16 protein-coding genes are annotated in these 15145 nt (G+C 59.3%); 8 read left to right on the forward strand and 8 right to left on the reverse strand.

Features of this window, described 5'->3' with window-relative positions; translation table 11 throughout:
* Positions 1-84 precede the first annotated feature (84 nt).
* The 3 genes from GT753_RS07050 to GT753_RS07060 all read right to left on the reverse strand — a co-directional run bounded on the left by GT753_RS07050 (position 85) and on the right by GT753_RS07060 (position 3225).
* On the reverse strand, positions 85-705 hold the full coding sequence (locus tag GT753_RS07050) for a TetR/AcrR family transcriptional regulator (RefSeq protein WP_021505463.1): 621 nt from the start codon (positions 703-705) through the stop codon (positions 85-87).
* A 102-nt stretch (positions 706-807) separates the two neighbouring features.
* Positions 808-2445, reverse strand: coding sequence for a phosphoethanolamine transferase EptA (gene eptA / locus GT753_RS07055; protein ID WP_160125425.1), 1638 nt, complete (start codon positions 2443-2445; stop codon positions 808-810).
* A 138-nt stretch (positions 2446-2583) separates the two neighbouring features.
* Positions 2584-3225 carry an NAD(P)-dependent oxidoreductase gene (locus tag GT753_RS07060; protein WP_160125426.1) on the reverse strand — a complete coding sequence of 214 codons (642 nt, stop codon included), beginning with the start codon at positions 3223-3225 and terminating at the stop codon, positions 2584-2586.
* Positions 3226-3364: 139 nt separating this feature from the next.
* On the opposite strand from GT753_RS07060, the gene GT753_RS07065 reads away from it, so the two are divergent.
* The 3 genes from GT753_RS07065 (at position 3365) to GT753_RS07075 (ending at position 5553) form a co-directional block, all read left to right on the forward strand.
* Positions 3365-4294, forward strand: a complete 930-nt coding sequence (locus GT753_RS07065) for a LysR substrate-binding domain-containing protein (RefSeq protein WP_196405999.1) — start codon at positions 3365-3367, stop codon at positions 4292-4294.
* A gap of 23 nt (positions 4295-4317) precedes the next feature.
* Complete coding sequence (locus GT753_RS07070; RefSeq protein ID WP_015377731.1) at positions 4318-4557, forward strand: DUF1289 domain-containing protein; 240 nt, start codon at positions 4318-4320, stop codon at positions 4555-4557.
* Positions 4558-4656: 99 nt separating this feature from the next.
* A complete protein-coding gene (locus tag GT753_RS07075; RefSeq protein ID WP_004931312.1) occupies positions 4657-5553 on the forward strand; it encodes an aldo/keto reductase family oxidoreductase in 897 nt (298 codons plus the stop codon).
* Between the two features lie 59 nt (positions 5554-5612).
* Here GT753_RS07075 and GT753_RS07080 read toward each other — a convergent pair whose 3' ends face one another.
* Positions 5613-7457, reverse strand: coding sequence for a polyurethanase (locus GT753_RS07080; RefSeq protein ID WP_103085603.1), 1845 nt, complete (start codon positions 7455-7457; stop codon positions 5613-5615).
* A 241-nt stretch (positions 7458-7698) separates the two neighbouring features.
* Between GT753_RS07080 and sodC the strand changes: the two genes are divergently transcribed.
* A complete protein-coding gene (gene sodC, locus GT753_RS07085; RefSeq protein WP_015377733.1) occupies positions 7699-8220 on the forward strand; it encodes a superoxide dismutase family protein in 522 nt (173 codons plus the stop codon).
* Here sodC and GT753_RS07090 read toward each other — a convergent pair whose 3' ends face one another.
* From GT753_RS07090 to GT753_RS07100, 3 genes are read right to left on the reverse strand one after another with little or no spacing between them, the layout of a single operon-like run.
* Complete coding sequence (locus GT753_RS07090; protein ID WP_160125428.1) at positions 8221-10251, reverse strand: FUSC family protein; 2031 nt, start codon at positions 10249-10251, stop codon at positions 8221-8223.
* A gap of 3 nt (positions 10252-10254) precedes the next feature.
* A complete protein-coding gene (locus GT753_RS07095) occupies positions 10255-11118 on the reverse strand; it encodes an HlyD family secretion protein (protein WP_015377735.1) in 864 nt (287 codons plus the stop codon).
* Positions 11119-11121: 3 nt separating this feature from the next.
* Positions 11122-11358, reverse strand: a complete 237-nt coding sequence (locus GT753_RS07100) for a DUF1656 domain-containing protein (protein ID WP_004931303.1) — start codon at positions 11356-11358, stop codon at positions 11122-11124.
* A 180-nt stretch (positions 11359-11538) separates the two neighbouring features.
* Between GT753_RS07100 and slyA the strand changes: the two genes are divergently transcribed.
* Positions 11539-11970 carry a transcriptional regulator SlyA gene (gene slyA / locus GT753_RS07105; RefSeq protein WP_004931301.1) on the forward strand — a complete coding sequence of 144 codons (432 nt, stop codon included), beginning with the start codon at positions 11539-11541 and terminating at the stop codon, positions 11968-11970.
* Positions 11971-12063: 93 nt separating this feature from the next.
* Here the strand turns inward: slyA and GT753_RS07110 are convergent, their stop codons facing one another.
* Positions 12064-12528: a glycine zipper 2TM domain-containing protein gene (locus tag GT753_RS07110; protein WP_025159710.1), complete on the reverse strand. Its 465-nt coding sequence runs from the start codon at positions 12526-12528 to the stop codon at positions 12064-12066.
* A 351-nt stretch (positions 12529-12879) separates the two neighbouring features.
* Between GT753_RS07110 and anmK the strand changes: the two genes are divergently transcribed.
* The 3 genes from anmK (at position 12880) to pdxH (ending at position 15092) form a co-directional block, all read left to right on the forward strand.
* A complete protein-coding gene (gene anmK, locus GT753_RS07115) occupies positions 12880-14001 on the forward strand; it encodes an anhydro-N-acetylmuramic acid kinase (RefSeq protein WP_160125429.1) in 1122 nt (373 codons plus the stop codon).
* 45 nt (positions 14002-14046) lie between these two features.
* Complete coding sequence (locus GT753_RS07120) at positions 14047-14349, forward strand: MliC family protein (RefSeq protein ID WP_004931294.1); 303 nt, start codon at positions 14047-14049, stop codon at positions 14347-14349.
* Positions 14350-14438: 89 nt separating this feature from the next.
* Complete coding sequence (pdxH, locus tag GT753_RS07125; RefSeq protein ID WP_004931292.1) at positions 14439-15092, forward strand: pyridoxamine 5'-phosphate oxidase; 654 nt, start codon at positions 14439-14441, stop codon at positions 15090-15092.
* Positions 15093-15145 lie beyond the last annotated feature (53 nt).

Consider the following 15145-nt stretch of genomic DNA (forward strand, 5'->3'; position numbering starts at 1 on the left):
CCTGTATTTAATAGACCGGTCGTCTAGTAATGGGCGATAAAAAACCATGAACTGCATTTTTTCAATAAAAATAAGTTGTTACCGTTACGGTTGCGGCGGGCGCAGCAGCAACTCGATACTTTCCAGCGCGCTGGTCAACGGCGCCAGCGAGTGACGGATTTTGGCGCGCAGCGTGGCGCCGAGCCACAGTGAATACAGCGTTTCTGCGGTTGCCGCCGGGCTCATGGCTACCGACAGCGAGCCCTCGGCGATACCGCGCTCGATGGCCTCCTGAAGATGGCCGATCACGCGAGCGGTGCCCGTTTCCAGCGCATGGCGCATCGGTTCTGACAGATCGCTCACCTCGGCGGAAAGCTTCACCGCCAGGCAGGCGTTGTGGCATTCGCTGCGGCAGTGGTAGCTGATAGCCTGGGCGTAATAGCCGAGCAGCTGGTGGCGGGCATCACCGCGTCTGTCGGCAAACAGCGCCTGCATTTCTGCATCATAATGCGCGAAATAGCGCTGCAGCATCGCTTCGCCGAAGGCTTCCTTCGAGCGAAAATAGTGGTAGAACGAGCCTTTCGGCACGCCCGCGGTGGCCAGCAGTTCGCTCAGCCCCATGCCGGTAAAGCCCAGGCGCAGGCTGAGGGTTTCGCCGGTGGCGAGCAGATGTTCACGTGTATCCACGTTGCAATGCGTTGATTTGGTCATCATGGTGCCGAGCATAATAGACCGATTGGTCTAGGTCAATGGGAATAAAAAAACCGGCGCACAAAACGCCGGTTGTCTGCAAACTATTGTGCCCCAGCGGCACGCGGAAGTTAAGCGCTACGCCGCGTTGCGGCAGCGTTGCAGGATATCCAACTGGGATTGATATTCGCGGGTTTGTACGTTCAGCATGCCCAACAGGGTGTGGAACAGGTTGTCCTGCGAAACCTCGTCCTTTTCCGCCAGCGTATTCAGACACTGGCGATCGATGCCGAAATTGTGCTGATAGTCGGCCGACATCCACATCAGGAAAGGCACGTGCGTTTGCTGGCTCGGCGCGAAGACATAAGGCGTACCGTGCAGATACATGCCGTTTTCCCCCAGCGATTCGCCATGATCGGACAAATAGACCAGCGCGGTATTGAAACGGTCGTCATACTGCCGCAGCAGCTTGATGGTGGCATCGAGCATCGCGTCGGTATACAGGATTGAGTTGTCGTAGGTGTTCACCAATTGTTCATGGCTGCAATCCTGGATCTGATTACTGTTGCAGGTCGGCGAAAACGCCTGGAATTCTGGCGTGCTGCGGCGGTAGTAAGCCGGGCCGTGGCTGCCCATCTGGTGCAGCACGATCACGCCGTCGTCTTTCAGGCTATTGATGTAGTCGTTCAGCTTGTACAACAGCACGTTGTCCATGCAAACCTCGCCGTCGCAGTCCTGCGGCGGCTTCAGCTTGGTCATGTCGATGTGCGGCACCCGGTCGCAGGCGCCTTTGCAGCCACCGTCGTTATCGCGCCACAGCACATTGACGCCGGCATGCGCCAGCACGTCGAGCATGCCTTCCTGGTGCGTCGCCTGGGTCGCGTCGTACTCCTTGCGTGGCATGTTGGAGAACATGCAGGGCACGGAGATCGCCGTTTCGGTGCCGCAGGAGCTGGCGTTTTTGAAGTAGACCACGTTGTCCTGCTTCAGGCGCGGATTGGTTTCGCGTTCATAGCCGCCTAGGGAGAAGTTTTCGGCGCGGGCGGTTTCGCCCACGACCAGGATCACCAACGTTTTCTTGGCCTGCCTGGCGATCAGCGGCCCTTTACGCGCATCTTCGCCGATCTTGACCAGCGGCAGATTGCGGGTGAAGTAACGCTGTTCGGTAAACTTGATGGTGCCGGCCACGAAGTTGGAAGGCGTCAACATCTTCACCACGCTCTTATTGTTGCGGATCAGCGAAGCGTAGTCTTTGTAGAACAGCGCGGCGACGATCAGGATCACCACCAACGACAGCATGACGTTGGCGGCGCGCAGTCCGACCATGTACCACCAGGGGCGAGTTTGGCGAATTTGAGTGAAGCAGACCGCCACCGCCGGCAGAATGCCGAGCAGCGTCAGCCACAATCCCATGCGCGGCGTCAGCAGCGCGGTCGCCTCCTGAGGGTTGGTTTCGAAGGCGTTCTGCATCATGTTGCCGTCGATCACCACACCATAGCTGAACATGAAATAGTTGGCTGCGGCGCTGCCGAGCAAGAAAAAGATGATCAGCGGCTTGCGCAGGTAGGGCACGGTCAACACGCTGAAGATGATATTCAACGCACAGAAGATCACCACCGGCATGCTGGCGGCGAAAATCACGCTGTGGGCGCTATCGAAGGTGATATACGACCAGGCGCGCTGCAGGAATAAGGCGTTCTGAAATAAAGTGAAGAACAGGGCGGCGGCGAGGGTAAAACCGAGGCTGTTGCACCGTAAGCGTTGACGTAACCACATTGCCAAATCGGGATCCTGAAAGTAGATAATGCCTTGAAATCTACCGGATGAAACTTAAGAAAACCTTAGAAACTCAGATTACTGGCGGCGGAGAATACGCGGAAAACGCCAGGCCGAGCGGCCTGGCGGCGGGGCGGTTTAGTAGGCGGCGGTGAATTGCGCGCGAATAAACTGAGGCTTTTCAATCTCATCAACGATAGCGACCGCCAGGTCTTCCACCGAAATGCTGGCCGGCGCTTCGCCGTTCATCAGCAGTTGCGTGGTGCCGAGGCGGAACTGGCCGGTGCGTTTGCCCGGCTCCAGCAGGGCGGCCGGCGAAATATAGGTCCAGTCGAGTGCCGACTCGTTACGCAGTTTGTTGCGCAGATCGCGCACCGCCTGCGCGCCGGGGCGGATATTTTCCGGGAACTGCGGCGTATCCACCAGTTCAACGCCCGGCGCCACTTCCAGGCTGCCGGCTCCGCCGACCACCAACAGGCGTTTGACGCCGGCCTGCTCGACCGCGGTGAGGATCTGCTGGGCGCCGCGGGTGGTTTTCTCATACAGGTTGTCTTCGCCCCAGCCGGGGTTGTAGGCGCTGATCACCGCGTCCTGGCCGCGCAATTGTCCCGCCAGCCAAGCCGTATCGGCGACGTCGCCCAGTGCGACGGTCAGATTGGCGTGCTCCGGCAACTCTTTTTTCTGGCGCGCGATTGCCGTCACCTGAATACCGCGAGCCAGCGCTTCATCCACCACGCGGCGGCCAACAAAACCGGTTGCTCCAATAATGGCTACTTTCATCTGTATGCTCCTTCGGGGATAGGTTCAGTATTGTGAGGCAGGCCGAGGTGCCTGCCGCGTGGTTTCTACTCTAGTCCTTAACAATAGCCGTGATTAGTGCCATATTCATGCTTTCTTGATTAAGTAAAACTTCATAATCGTGGATAAACTCAATCGAATGGCGGTATTCGCCACCGTGGTGGCGGAGGGCTCGCTGGCCGGTGCGGCACGGCGGCTGGGCATGACGCCGTCGGCGGTCAGCCAGCACATGCGCTCGCTGGAGAAGGCGCTTGGGGTGCCGTTGCTGCATCGTTCCACCCGCCGTCTGGCGCTGACCGAGGCGGGAGCGGCGTTCTATCCCGGCTGCGAGGCGATGCTGCAACAGGCGCTGCAGGCGGAGCAGCGGTTGGCGGAGCTGCGGGATACGCTGGTGGGGGAGCTGCGCATCGCCACCCCGGTCGGCATCGGCGGCCGATCGCTTGCGGAGGCGTTGTCGCCGCTGTTGCAGGCGCATCCTAAGCTGACGCTGCGAGTGCTGGCGGACGATCGCATCGTCGATATGATAGAACAGCGGGTCGACATTGCGCTGCGGGCCAACCGGCAGTTGGCGGACGCCAATATGATTGCGCATCCGTTGACGGCGTGGCCGATGGTGCTGTGCGCCGCACCGCGTTACCTCAGCCAGCATGGGGTGCCGGAAAAACCGCAGGATTTGGTACAGCACCGCTGGATCTCCAGCGGCTACAGCGGGGCGCATCTGGATTTGCAGCACCAGTCCGGCCAGCAGGTCAAGCTGCGGCTGGCGGAAGGACAGATCGTCAGCGAGAGCATGAACGTGATGCGCGCCTTTACCCGCGCCGGTCTGGGCATTTCCGTTCAGCCGCTGTATGAAATTGGCGACGAACTGCAGCGCGGCGAGCTGTTGCTGCTGTTGCCGGAGTGGCGGCCGGCGCCGCTGCGGCTGCACGCGCTGACGCTGGAACGCACTATGCCGGAGAAAAGCCGCCAGGCGCTGCGCTATTTGCGTGACTATTTTCGCCGCAAAGAAGAAAAGGGACTTGCCAGCGGCGGCGATGGCGTCTTCAATTAGCAAGAGAACGCAGGAGGAGCCCCGTGGCGCAGCAGCTTGAGTTTTTCGACATCCCCAGCCCGTGTCGCGGCATTTGTCAGGCCGACGATCGTGGGTTCTGCCGTGGCTGCCTGCGCAGCCGCGAGGAGCGTTTCGGCTGGATGAACATGAGTGATGCGCAAAAGCGCGAGGTGTTGCGCCTGTGCCGTCAACGCTTCCTGCGGCTGCAGCGCGCCAATAAAGCGCCTGACGAGCCGCTGCCGGAGCAGCCGTCGTTGTTTTAACCTTTCCTGATCTGCCGCACGTTCGTGTGGCTTACCGCTTCCCTGTGCCTCACCGGCTTGTGTATGCTGGCTGACAACTAATGTCATGAGGTTTTCGCAATGGTAGAACGTATTCGTCTCGCGCCGCAGGGGCCTGAATTTTCCCGCATGATTTGCGGTTACTGGCGGTTGATGGAGTGGGGCATGTCACCGCAGCAGCTGCTGACGTTCATCGAACAGCATGTCGAACTGGGCGTCACCACCGCCGATCACGCCGATATCTACGGTGGCTATGCCTGCGAACAGGCGTTCGGCGACGCGCTGCGTCTGAAGCCGGCGCTACGCCAGTCGCTGGAATTGGTGACCAAGTGCGGCATCGCCACCACCGCCAAGCCCGGTAACCCGATTGGGCATTACATCACCGACCGCGATCATATCGTGCAGAGTGCGGAACAGTCACTGCGCCATCTGCATACCGATTACCTCGATCTGCTGCTGATCCACCGCCCGGATCCGTTGATGGACGCTGACGACGTAGCCGAAGCCTTCGTTGCGTTGCACAAAAGCGGCAAGGTGCGCCATTTCGGCGTATCCAACTTTACGCCCGCGCAGTTCCAACTGCTGCAGTCGCGTCTGCCGTTCACGCTGGCGACCAACCAGGTGGAGATCTCGCCGATTCACCAACCGGCCATTCTCGACGGCACGCTCGACCAGTGCCAGCAGCTGCGCATCAAACCGATGGCCTGGTCCTGCCTGGGCGGCGGGCGCCTGTTCAACGACGCCGAGTTTCAGCCGCTGCGCGACGAGTTGCAGCGGGTGGCGCAAGAGATCGGCGCGGAGACCATCGAGCAGGTGGTGTACGCCTGGGTGATGCGTCTGCCGTCGTCGCCGTTGCCAATCATCGGCTCCGGCAAGATTGAGCGAGTGCGTTCGGCGCTGAAGGCGCAGAAACTGGTGCTGAGCCGCCAGCAGTGGTTCCGCATTCGCAAGGCGGCGCTGGGGTATGACGTGCCTTAAGGCGGGCAGAAAGAGGAAAGCCGGGCGGCGAAAGCGCCCGGCTTTTTTTATGCCGATCTTTAGGCCAACACCACCTGATCGGTGCTGATGTGATCGAGCGAGACGCCGATCAGCGTGACCTGGCTGTGGCCGAAGGCCAGCACCAGATCGTCGTTTTGCTGCGTGGCGTAGTCGCGGATATTGCCGCTGGCGCCTTCGGTGCCGATAAATACCAGTTTATCGCTGGCGTTGAAGCCATACAGCTGGTCGCGGCCGAAATCGCCGCTGAACAGGAAGGTGTTGCCGTTGCCGACGCCCTTCAGGATGTCATCGCCGCTGCCGCCGACGAAGGTCAGGTTGCCGCCGGCGTGGCCGATCAGCGTGTCGTTGCCGGCGTTGCCGAACAGCCAGGCGTCGTGGCTGCGAGCCTGCAGCACGTCATCGCCGTCGCCGCCGGTGGCGGCGGCGGCATAGGCTTTGAGGCCTGAGTCCGATTTCAATCCGGCGGCGGTTACCTGATGATCCACTTCTTTGTTGAAGATAAGCCAGGAGGTTTCTTTGCTGCGCAGGGTGCTGATGTCGTCCGCCAGCGTAATGCCGCCCTTGGCGTCGCGCAGGTAAAGCGTGTTGCCGTCGTAGGCGACCTCGGTATTCTTCAACGCCTGCTGGGTATCGAAGATATTGTGGCCTTTGCCGCCGGCGATCAGGTTATAGCCGCCGGCGTCGCGGAAGATATCGTCGCCGTCGCGGCCCTCGAGATAATCGTTGCCTTTGCCGCCCTTGATCAAATCATTGCCGTCGCTGCCGATGATAAACGTCGGCCCGCTGTGCGTTTCCGCGTTGCGGTTCAGGTCTTCCACCCAGGTACTGCCGCGCGTGACGTTCGACAGGTTGGAGACGATGATGGTCGAGTCTTTGTCGGTCAGCGAATAAAACTCGGAGTTCAGCACCCGTATCAGGCCGTCCTGATAGAAGAACGGCAGGTGGGATAGCCAGGTCGGAATGTTGAGAATGGAGAACGGCAACAGATTCCAGGCGTCCGACGCGTAGTGATCGTTGAAGTTGACGATATTGTTGGTGGCGGAGGTATGCGGCGCATCGTGAACGCCCAATGACGGCAGGGTCAGCGAGGTGCCGTCGAGCGCGCGAAACACCGGATCGTTCTCATAGCCGATGTTGATCACCTTGCCGCCGGCTTCGTACTGGGTCGGCGAGGCGAAGGCGACATAGTTGGACTGCGCGTAGAAGCCGCCCCAGTTGGCGTCGCTCTGCGCCGCCATGCTGTTGACCGCCAGCCCGCCGAGGCTGTGGCCGCTGACCACCACGTCCTCGCCGCTCAGCCCGTGGGCCTGCGCGAATTTCGCCACGTCGCCCAGCAAGTTGCCGAACGCCTTCAGCGTGTAGCCGTCGGCGTAGCCTTTCGGCCCGAACCCGGCCAGCAGATCGTTAATCACATCGCCGATGGTATCGCCGATCAACGACTCGCGCGGGCCGCTGGTGCCGCGAAATGAGATGCCAATGGCGGTGAGATTGCCTTCGCTGTCATATTTTCCCAGCACCTCGGCCTGCGCGGTGGTGTAACCGGCGGTCTCGCCGTAGTAGGTGCCGCGCGCATCGGTTTTGCCGGCGTAACCCAACTGCGTGGCGCTGATCACCGACCAGCCGGCATTGTTCACCGCTTCCTGCGCGGCCTGTTCGGAGTCGGGGTTCCAGGGCAGGCCGGGCAGGCCGCCCTGCGACTGGGTGCTGCCGATGAGCGCCGTGATCAGCGTCAGCGGCAGACCGAGCCCGAAACCGGTCTGGTGATAGCCTTCATCGAAGCCGTTATCGATATTGTGGTAAGCGTAGGTAGAGATGGCCAAGGCGTCGGAAAACAGCGCCTTTGACGCGTTTTCGTCCAGATCCTTATAGCTAAAGATGCCCATATCAGTTCCTTATGAAGTATGCCGCCTGGCCGGGAAGTGAACTCTCGCGCGTCGGCGGTGGAAACAGGGAAACAACGTTAGCCGAACGACAGCTGGTCAGAGGACCAACATCGGTAGAATTATTATTGGTGCTAAATATTAGGCCCGCGAATCAAATTGGCGAGATTGTGCGTTGGTTAACAGTGCTGGCGTTGGCTCTCCTATACTGATAACTCGATATAGTCATTAAGGAGACTGATTGATGAAACGTTATTGGTATGCGGCGCTTGGCCTGATGGCCTGCGGGGCCGCTCAGGCGGCGACGGTCGACGTTGAGATGAATTTGGTGACCGGGCAGGGTATCGGTCAGGATATCGGCAAAGTGGCCATCAGCGAAACGCCTTACGGCTTACTGTTCACGCCGAGCCTGAAAGCCTTGCCGGCCGGGGTGCACGGTTTCCATGTGCATGAGAAAGGCAGCTGCGAGCCGGGCATGAAGGACGGCAAGGCGGTGGCGGCGCTGGCGGCTGGCGGGCATTTTGATCCGCAAAAAACCGGGAAACACCTCGGACCCTATGCCGACGGGCATCTGGGCGATTTGCCGGCCATCTATGTGACCGCCGACGGCATGGCGAACGATCCGGTGTTGGCGCCGCGGCTGAAAAAAATCAGCGAAATTGAGGGCAAGGCGCTGATGGTGCACGCCGGCGGCGATAACCACTCGGATCATCCACAGCCGCTCGGCGGCGGCGGTGCGCGCTTCGCCTGCGGCGTGATCAAGTGATCACCCGCCGCTAACGGCCGGTGTGGCGGCGGGCTGGCCCATCGCCTGTTGCAACTGCTGCAGCGAGCAGTAGAGCCGCCAAATCAGGCCAGCCAGATCGCGCGCCGCCTGTTCCGGGTGGTGCGCCAGCGCGTTGCTCATGCGCAGCAATTCCTGCAGCGTGGCGTCCAGCGAACTGTGCTGCACGCCTTTCTCCGTCATGATGCCGCGCAGGCAGTGGATACAGACGTTGCGCACCGCCGACAGCGGATCTGATCGGGTTTGCCAGTCGCGCAGTTGCCAGACGATATGGCTGCAGTTGAGCAGCACCACGCCCCAGCGCAGTAACCAGGTGCGCGCCTCCTGATCCTGACTTTGATTGAGCTGGCTGATGCGATGGTAGATCAGCGATTCAAACTGGCTTTCGCTCTGCTGCGGCCGTTTGCTCAACTGATCGATAAAGTCGCGCCGCAGCGCGCGGATAATGCGGCGGCTTTTGCGTTTGTCCGAGCTGGGGCGCAGGATCTGAAACGCCAGCCCGGCCAGCAGCACGCCGACGACTTTAGCGATGTTGTCATTGATAAAGGACTGGTAGTCATAGCTCGGCGGATTGCTGACGGTCAGAAACGAGCCCATAAAGACGATCAGCTGCCCCCAAAGCGCGGCATAAGGCGGGTTCTGCAGCTTGAGCATCTGCATGGTCACCAGGATCGGGAACAGGAAGGCGCAGAACACCCAGAAATCGTCAATCTGGATCATCAAACCGAATTTCACCACGAAGCAGGCGACCGAGAGCAGCAGCACCGCCTTGAGCAAGGTGCTGACGCTGTTGATCGGCGAAGGCGTGGAGGAGTAGAGCACGCAGCTGATGGCGGTGAGCGTCAGCGCCGCGCTGCCGGCGTCCCATTGCGTGTTGATCCAGTAGGCGCAGCCGATCACGATGCACAAAAAGGTGCGCAGGCCATTGTAGGCGGCTTCATAGCTGTCGGTATGGCGCGCCAGCGAAGTGGCGCGCGGCGGTTGGAGATCGCTGACCGCCGTGGCGCTTTCCAACCGCCGCAGCCAGCGGCTGCAGCGCAGGTAAAGCCAACAGAAATCGCGCAACCGCAGCCAGAAGGCGCGATGGCGATAGTCCGCGGGATCGTGCGGCGCGATCTGCTGGAGCAGGCGCGCCAAGCGATATTTATCGGTGGCGGGATCGCGCAGCTCGTCCAGCAGTTGCGTCAGCACCGGCATCAGATTGACGGGGCGATCCGGCCAGTTCAGCAGCATGCGGCGCAGGCTGGAGATGACGCTGGTAATGCGCAGCTGCTGGTGCAGCAGATAGTTGAGCAGGTTATTTTGCCGCCGCAGCCGGTAGTGGCTCCAGAATGCCTGAATGCGCAGCAGGTTCATGGTCAGGATCTGGCCGATGACCCCTTCGTGCGAGGTGCGCATCTGCGCGGTGACCTCCGGCTGCCACAGCATGGCGGCGTGCTCCAGCAGGCGCAGTTGCATGCGCCGCAGCGAGGTCATCAGGGCTTCGCCGTCGGAGGTGCTGGGCAGGATCATCATCATCAACCCGCCGCACAGAATGCCGGTGATCACTTCGCAAACTCGCGCCTGGGCGATGTCGAAGATCTGCTGGGTATCGGTGACGTTGACCGTGCCGAAGGCGATGATGGCGGCGGTATAGCCCGCCAGCGCGAAGGCATAAGAGACGTTGTTTTGGTAATGGTTGGAGACGTAGGTGCACAACCCGATCCAGGCGGCGATGAACAGCGTAAACAGCCAGGGATCGTTCAGGCAGTGGCCGGCGATCGCCACCGAGGCGGCGGCGCCCACCAGGCTGCCGAAGATGCGGCCGATGCTTTTGCTGATCACGCCGCCGATGGTGGGGAAGCTCACCACCGCGGCGGAGGTAAGCGCCCAATAGGGTTCGTCGAGTTCGAGCACGAACGCGACCCACAGCGCCAGACACATCGCCAGCGAGTTGCGCAGCGCATAGCGCCATTGGCCGCCGGTCGCCTTACCCCAGGGGGTACGGCTCCACTCCAGAAAGGGCAGGTTCACACTTTAGTTCCGCTGATGAATCGAAATGGTGCAGGTGGTGCCGGCAACCAGCGTCAAATCGGCGGGCACGTTGAGCAATTTTATCCGCACCGGCACGCGCTGAGCCAAACGCACCCAGGGAACATTGGGCTTAACATCCATTAATAGATCGTTGTTGCTGTCAACGCTCTGATCGTAAATGGCGCGGCCGATACTCTCTACTTCTCCCTGCAGCGGGGTGTTGCCGTTATATAAGACAATATCGGCTTTATTGCCTTCTTTTATATGTTTCAGCTTGGTTTCTTCGAAATAACCGAGTACATAAAACGAATGGACATCCACCAACGCGACCAAAGGCGTGCCGGCGTTGGCGTAGTTCCCGACCCGCGCCTGCAGATTGGTGATATAACCGTCGGTCGGCGCGTAAATTTTAGTTTTGCTCAAATTCCATTTGGCTTGTTCCAGGTTGGCCAGGGCGGCTTTATAGGCGGCCTTCATTGCCTGAGCGGCTAAATTGGACTCGTCCAAATCTTCAGCGGAAATAACGTTGCGCGGCAACCCGCGGCGTCGGGCGGCTTCGTGGTCTGCCTTGGCCAGATCCGATTGCGCTTTTGCCACCGCGGCCTCGGCATTGTCCAGCGCGATCTGGTAGGGCACCGGGTCGAGGGTAAAAATCAGACTTCCCGCAGGTACGAACTGATTGTCATTCGCGCTTATTTTCTCTAATCTTCCAGAGACTTCAGGGGTGATATTGACGAGTTCGGCGCGCACTTTTCCATCACGGGTCCATGGGGATTGCATATAATAATTCCAGAGCCACCAACCGGCGCAGACGGCAATGGCGCAGACGATCACCGTAGAGAAGTATTTTAATGTTTTATGCTGCATGGGTTACCAACTCGCTAAAATCCATAAGGAACCGCTGACGGTCAGAACGAAAATGGACAGGTCCATCAACATGGGATGCCAGATTTCACCGGAATACATCCAGTCTCTCAGCAGTTGATGAATCAGCAGCCATAAGACCAGTCCTAGTAAAAAAGCTTTAAATATAGGTGGAAAATAAAGCGATGCCCCCAGGACCAAATCGGGTAAGGGGGATGAGGTGTGTAACCATGATGTATTCACATTAACAATCCCTAAGGGTGAATATGTTGAATATTTGCATAACGATTAAACGATAACGGCCGAAAATAGTGGCTATTTCCACAATATACATTATATACATTTGTGTTTTTAATGTGAGTTACCCAAAATAGTCTAAACTCTGGGAGGTAATGTTAGCATGCTAATTATAAGGAGGGGGAAGTGGAGTCAACATTAGGTTCAGATTTAGCACGATTAGTTCGTGTTTGGCGCGCGCTCATCGATCATCGGCTCAAGCCGTTGGAGCTGACCCAAACGCACTGGGTCACTTTGCACAATATCAATCGTTTGCCGCCGGAGCAGTCGCAAATCCAATTGGCCAAGGCGATCGGTATCGAGCAACCGTCACTGGTTCGCACGCTGGACCAATTGGAGGAGAAGGGGCTGATCACGCGTCACACCTGTGCCAACGATCGCCGCGCGAAGCGCATCAAGCTGACCGAAGCGGCCGATCCGATCATCAGGGAAGTGGACAGTGTGATCACGTCTACACGCAGTGAGATTTTAAGCGGCATTACCGCCGACGAAGTGCATCTGTTGGTAGGGCTGATTGGCAAGTTAGAACAAAATATCACCGAACTGCAGAACAAATAATAATATTCTTATTTTTCTACGATTACAGTTTCACAGCATCAGAAATAAAACCGGAGGCGATTGCCTCCGGTTTGCCGTGTGCCGCCTGCTGACTTACAGCGGAGAGACGGTGATGGTGTCGCCCATGCGCGCCATGCGCACGCGCTGACCCGGGCTGAACTTGGTGTCGCCTGCTTTCTGCACCACCACGATGTTCTCTTTCTGGTCGGTTTTGATTTCCAGCTCGTAGCCTGAGGTACGACCGGCCACTTCACCGATGCTGTTGCCCGCCGCGCCGCCGGCGATAGCGCCCGCCGCGGTAGCCAACGTACGGCCGGTGCCGCCGCCAACGGTGTTGCCCAACAACCCACCAATTACCGCGCCGCCGATCATCCCCAAGGCGTTGGAGCCTTCGCCGCCCTGAATTTTAACCGGACGCACGGAAACCAGCGTCCCGTAAGTGACGTTCTGCACCTGCTTGGCCTGCGAGGACGAGTAGACATCGCCGGACATGGATTCATTGGCACACCCAGCCAACGTAACGGCGGCGACGGCAACGACGAGAAGACGCTTGATCATATAAAACTCCTGATGGTAGTAGTCCATAACCTGGCAATGCTCACCAGGCAAGATTCAGTGAAAATGATAGACAAAGTATGGCTGAAAGTTGATACAGCGCCATGCCTCATCGCTGCACGCAGCTTAACTTTTCTCTGTTCAACCAATAATAAACCGCGGTTTACCTTTATGACAGCCTCACCGACATTCCGTTGCCGGTTAACGCACGGTTTAACACATAAAATGTGCCACAGAGACGCATCTGGCTCACGGTGCGTAAAAAAAGCATCATAATTCATGGCGTTAATTCGTCAATTCTGGTTTATTTGTCAGGATAAAATTTGCTTACCGTGCGGGTTAGAGGATGTTGCTATGAAGTCAGGCCGCTATATAGGCGTCATGTCCGGCACCAGTCTGGACGGAATCGATGTGGTATTGGCCGCGATTGACGATCGCATGGTGGCGCAGCAGGCCAGCTATAGCCATCCGATGCCGATCGCGCTGAAAAAAGAGATCCTGGGGATGTGCCAGGGGCAGCAAACCACGCTGGCCGCCGTCGGCCGGTTGGACGCACAGCTGGGCACGCTGTTTGGCGAGGCGGTGCTCGGCCTGCTGAAGCAAACCGGCATTGACGCGGATCATATCACCGCTATCGGCTGCCACGGCCAGACGGTATGGCACGAACCGGAAGGTAACGCGCGTTTCTCGATGCAGCTCGGCGATAACAACCGCATCGCCGCGCTGACCAATATCACCACCGTCGGCGATTTCCGCCGGCGCGACATGGCGTACGGCGGGCAGGGTGCCCCGCTGGTGCCGGCGTTTCATCAGGCGCTGCTGGGGCATCCCGTCGAGCGGCGCATGGTGCTAAACGTCGGCGGCATTGCTAACCTCTCTCTGCTGTTGCCCGGTGCGCCGGTGCGCGGTTTCGACACCGGGCCGGGCAACATGCTGATGGACGCCTGGGTGTGGCGCCACCGCGCGCAGCCTTATGATCAGGACGGCGGCTGGGCGATGCAGGGGCGAGTCTGCTTGCCGTTGTTGCAGCAGATGCTGGCGGATCCGTACTTCGCGCAACCGGCGCCGAAAAGCACCGGCCGCGAGTATTTCAATATCGCTTGGCTGGAGCGGCAGCTGGCCGGACTACCGGCGATTGCGCCGGTCGACGTGCAGGCCACGCTGACGGAGCTGACCGCCGTCAGCATTAGCGAACAGGTGCAGCTGGCCGGCGGGTGCGAGCGTCTGTTGGTGTGCGGCGGCGGGGCACGCAACACGCTGCTGATGGCGCGTTTGTCGGCGCTGCTGCCGGGCACTGAGGTCGGGCTGACCGACGATTTCGGCGTCAGCGGTGACGACATGGAGGCGTTGGCCTTTGCCTGGCTGGCCTTCCGTACGCTGTCCGGCCAGGCCGGCAACCTGCCTTCGGTAACCGGCGCCAGCCGTGAAACGGTGCTGGGTGGGATTTATCCGGTTTTGCCATTGGGGGGCCGTTAGCTCTGTTAGGATAGCCTGTGAAGGATTTTTCTAAGGAGCAACAGCATGAAAAAAGTCATTTTCGTCGCCGGCGCGCTGGCGCTGTCCGGCTGCAGCTACATCCTGCCGCAGAGCAGCCAGACGATGCACTACCAGTGCGGCACTACGCCGCTGACGGTGGCGCTCGACGGCAAGGCGAGCGAAGTCAGCCTGCTGATGGATGGCGAGCAGCTGCATCTCAAGCAGGTGCTGGCGCTGACCGGCGCCAAATACAGCGACGGCAAATACACTTTTTGGTCGAAAGACCGTAACGCCTATCTTGAGCGCAACGGCAAGGTAGTCATGAGCGACTGCGTGTTGACGGAGTGAGGGTTGACGGCGGCGTCGGAGCGATTGAGTTCCTGACGCCGCAGGCGCAGAATGTAACGACGGATTTTTTCAGTTGGTCGATAACCCAGATGATTGAAAAGAATGAGTTTGATGTTGCGGACCTGCGCCGTGAATACACCCGGGGCGGCCTGCGCCGCAACGATCTGACCGCCAGCCCGCTCGAACTGTTCGAGCGTTGGTTGAAACAGGCCTGCGACGCGCGCCTTGCGGATCCCACCGCCATGTGCGTCGCCACCGTCGACGAACACGGCCAGCCTTATCAACGCATCGTGCTGCTGAAGCATTTCGATGAGCAGGGGCTGGTGTTCTACACCAACCTCGGCAGCCGCAAGGCGCAACAGCTGGCGCACAACCCGCATATCAGCCTGCTGTTCCCCTGGCACATGCTCGATCGCCAGGTGATTTTCCTCGGCCAGGCGGAGCGTCTGTCGACGCTCGACGTGCTGAAGTATTTCAACAGCCGGCCGAAGGACAGCCAGATCGGCGCCTGGGTCTCGCAGCAATCGTCGCGCATTTCCGCGCGCGGCGTGCTGGAAAGCAAATTCCTCGAGCTGAAGCAGAAGTTCCAGCAGGGCGAGGTGCCGTTGCCGAGTTTCTGGGGCGGATTCCGCGTGAAATTCGACTCCGTCGAGTTCTGGCAGGGTGGCGCCCATCGCCTGCATGACCGTTTCCTGTATCAGCGGGACGGGAATGACTGGAAAATTGACCGACTGGCACCCTGAAGGCGGAAAATCCTCTCTAAGCGCTGGTGCTGATGCCGCCGGCGCTTTATTCT

Origin of the sequence: Serratia sp. Z4 (assembly GCF_009900725.1) — a bacterium.
Classification (GTDB): Bacteria; Pseudomonadota; Gammaproteobacteria; order Enterobacterales; family Enterobacteriaceae; genus Serratia; species Serratia nematodiphila.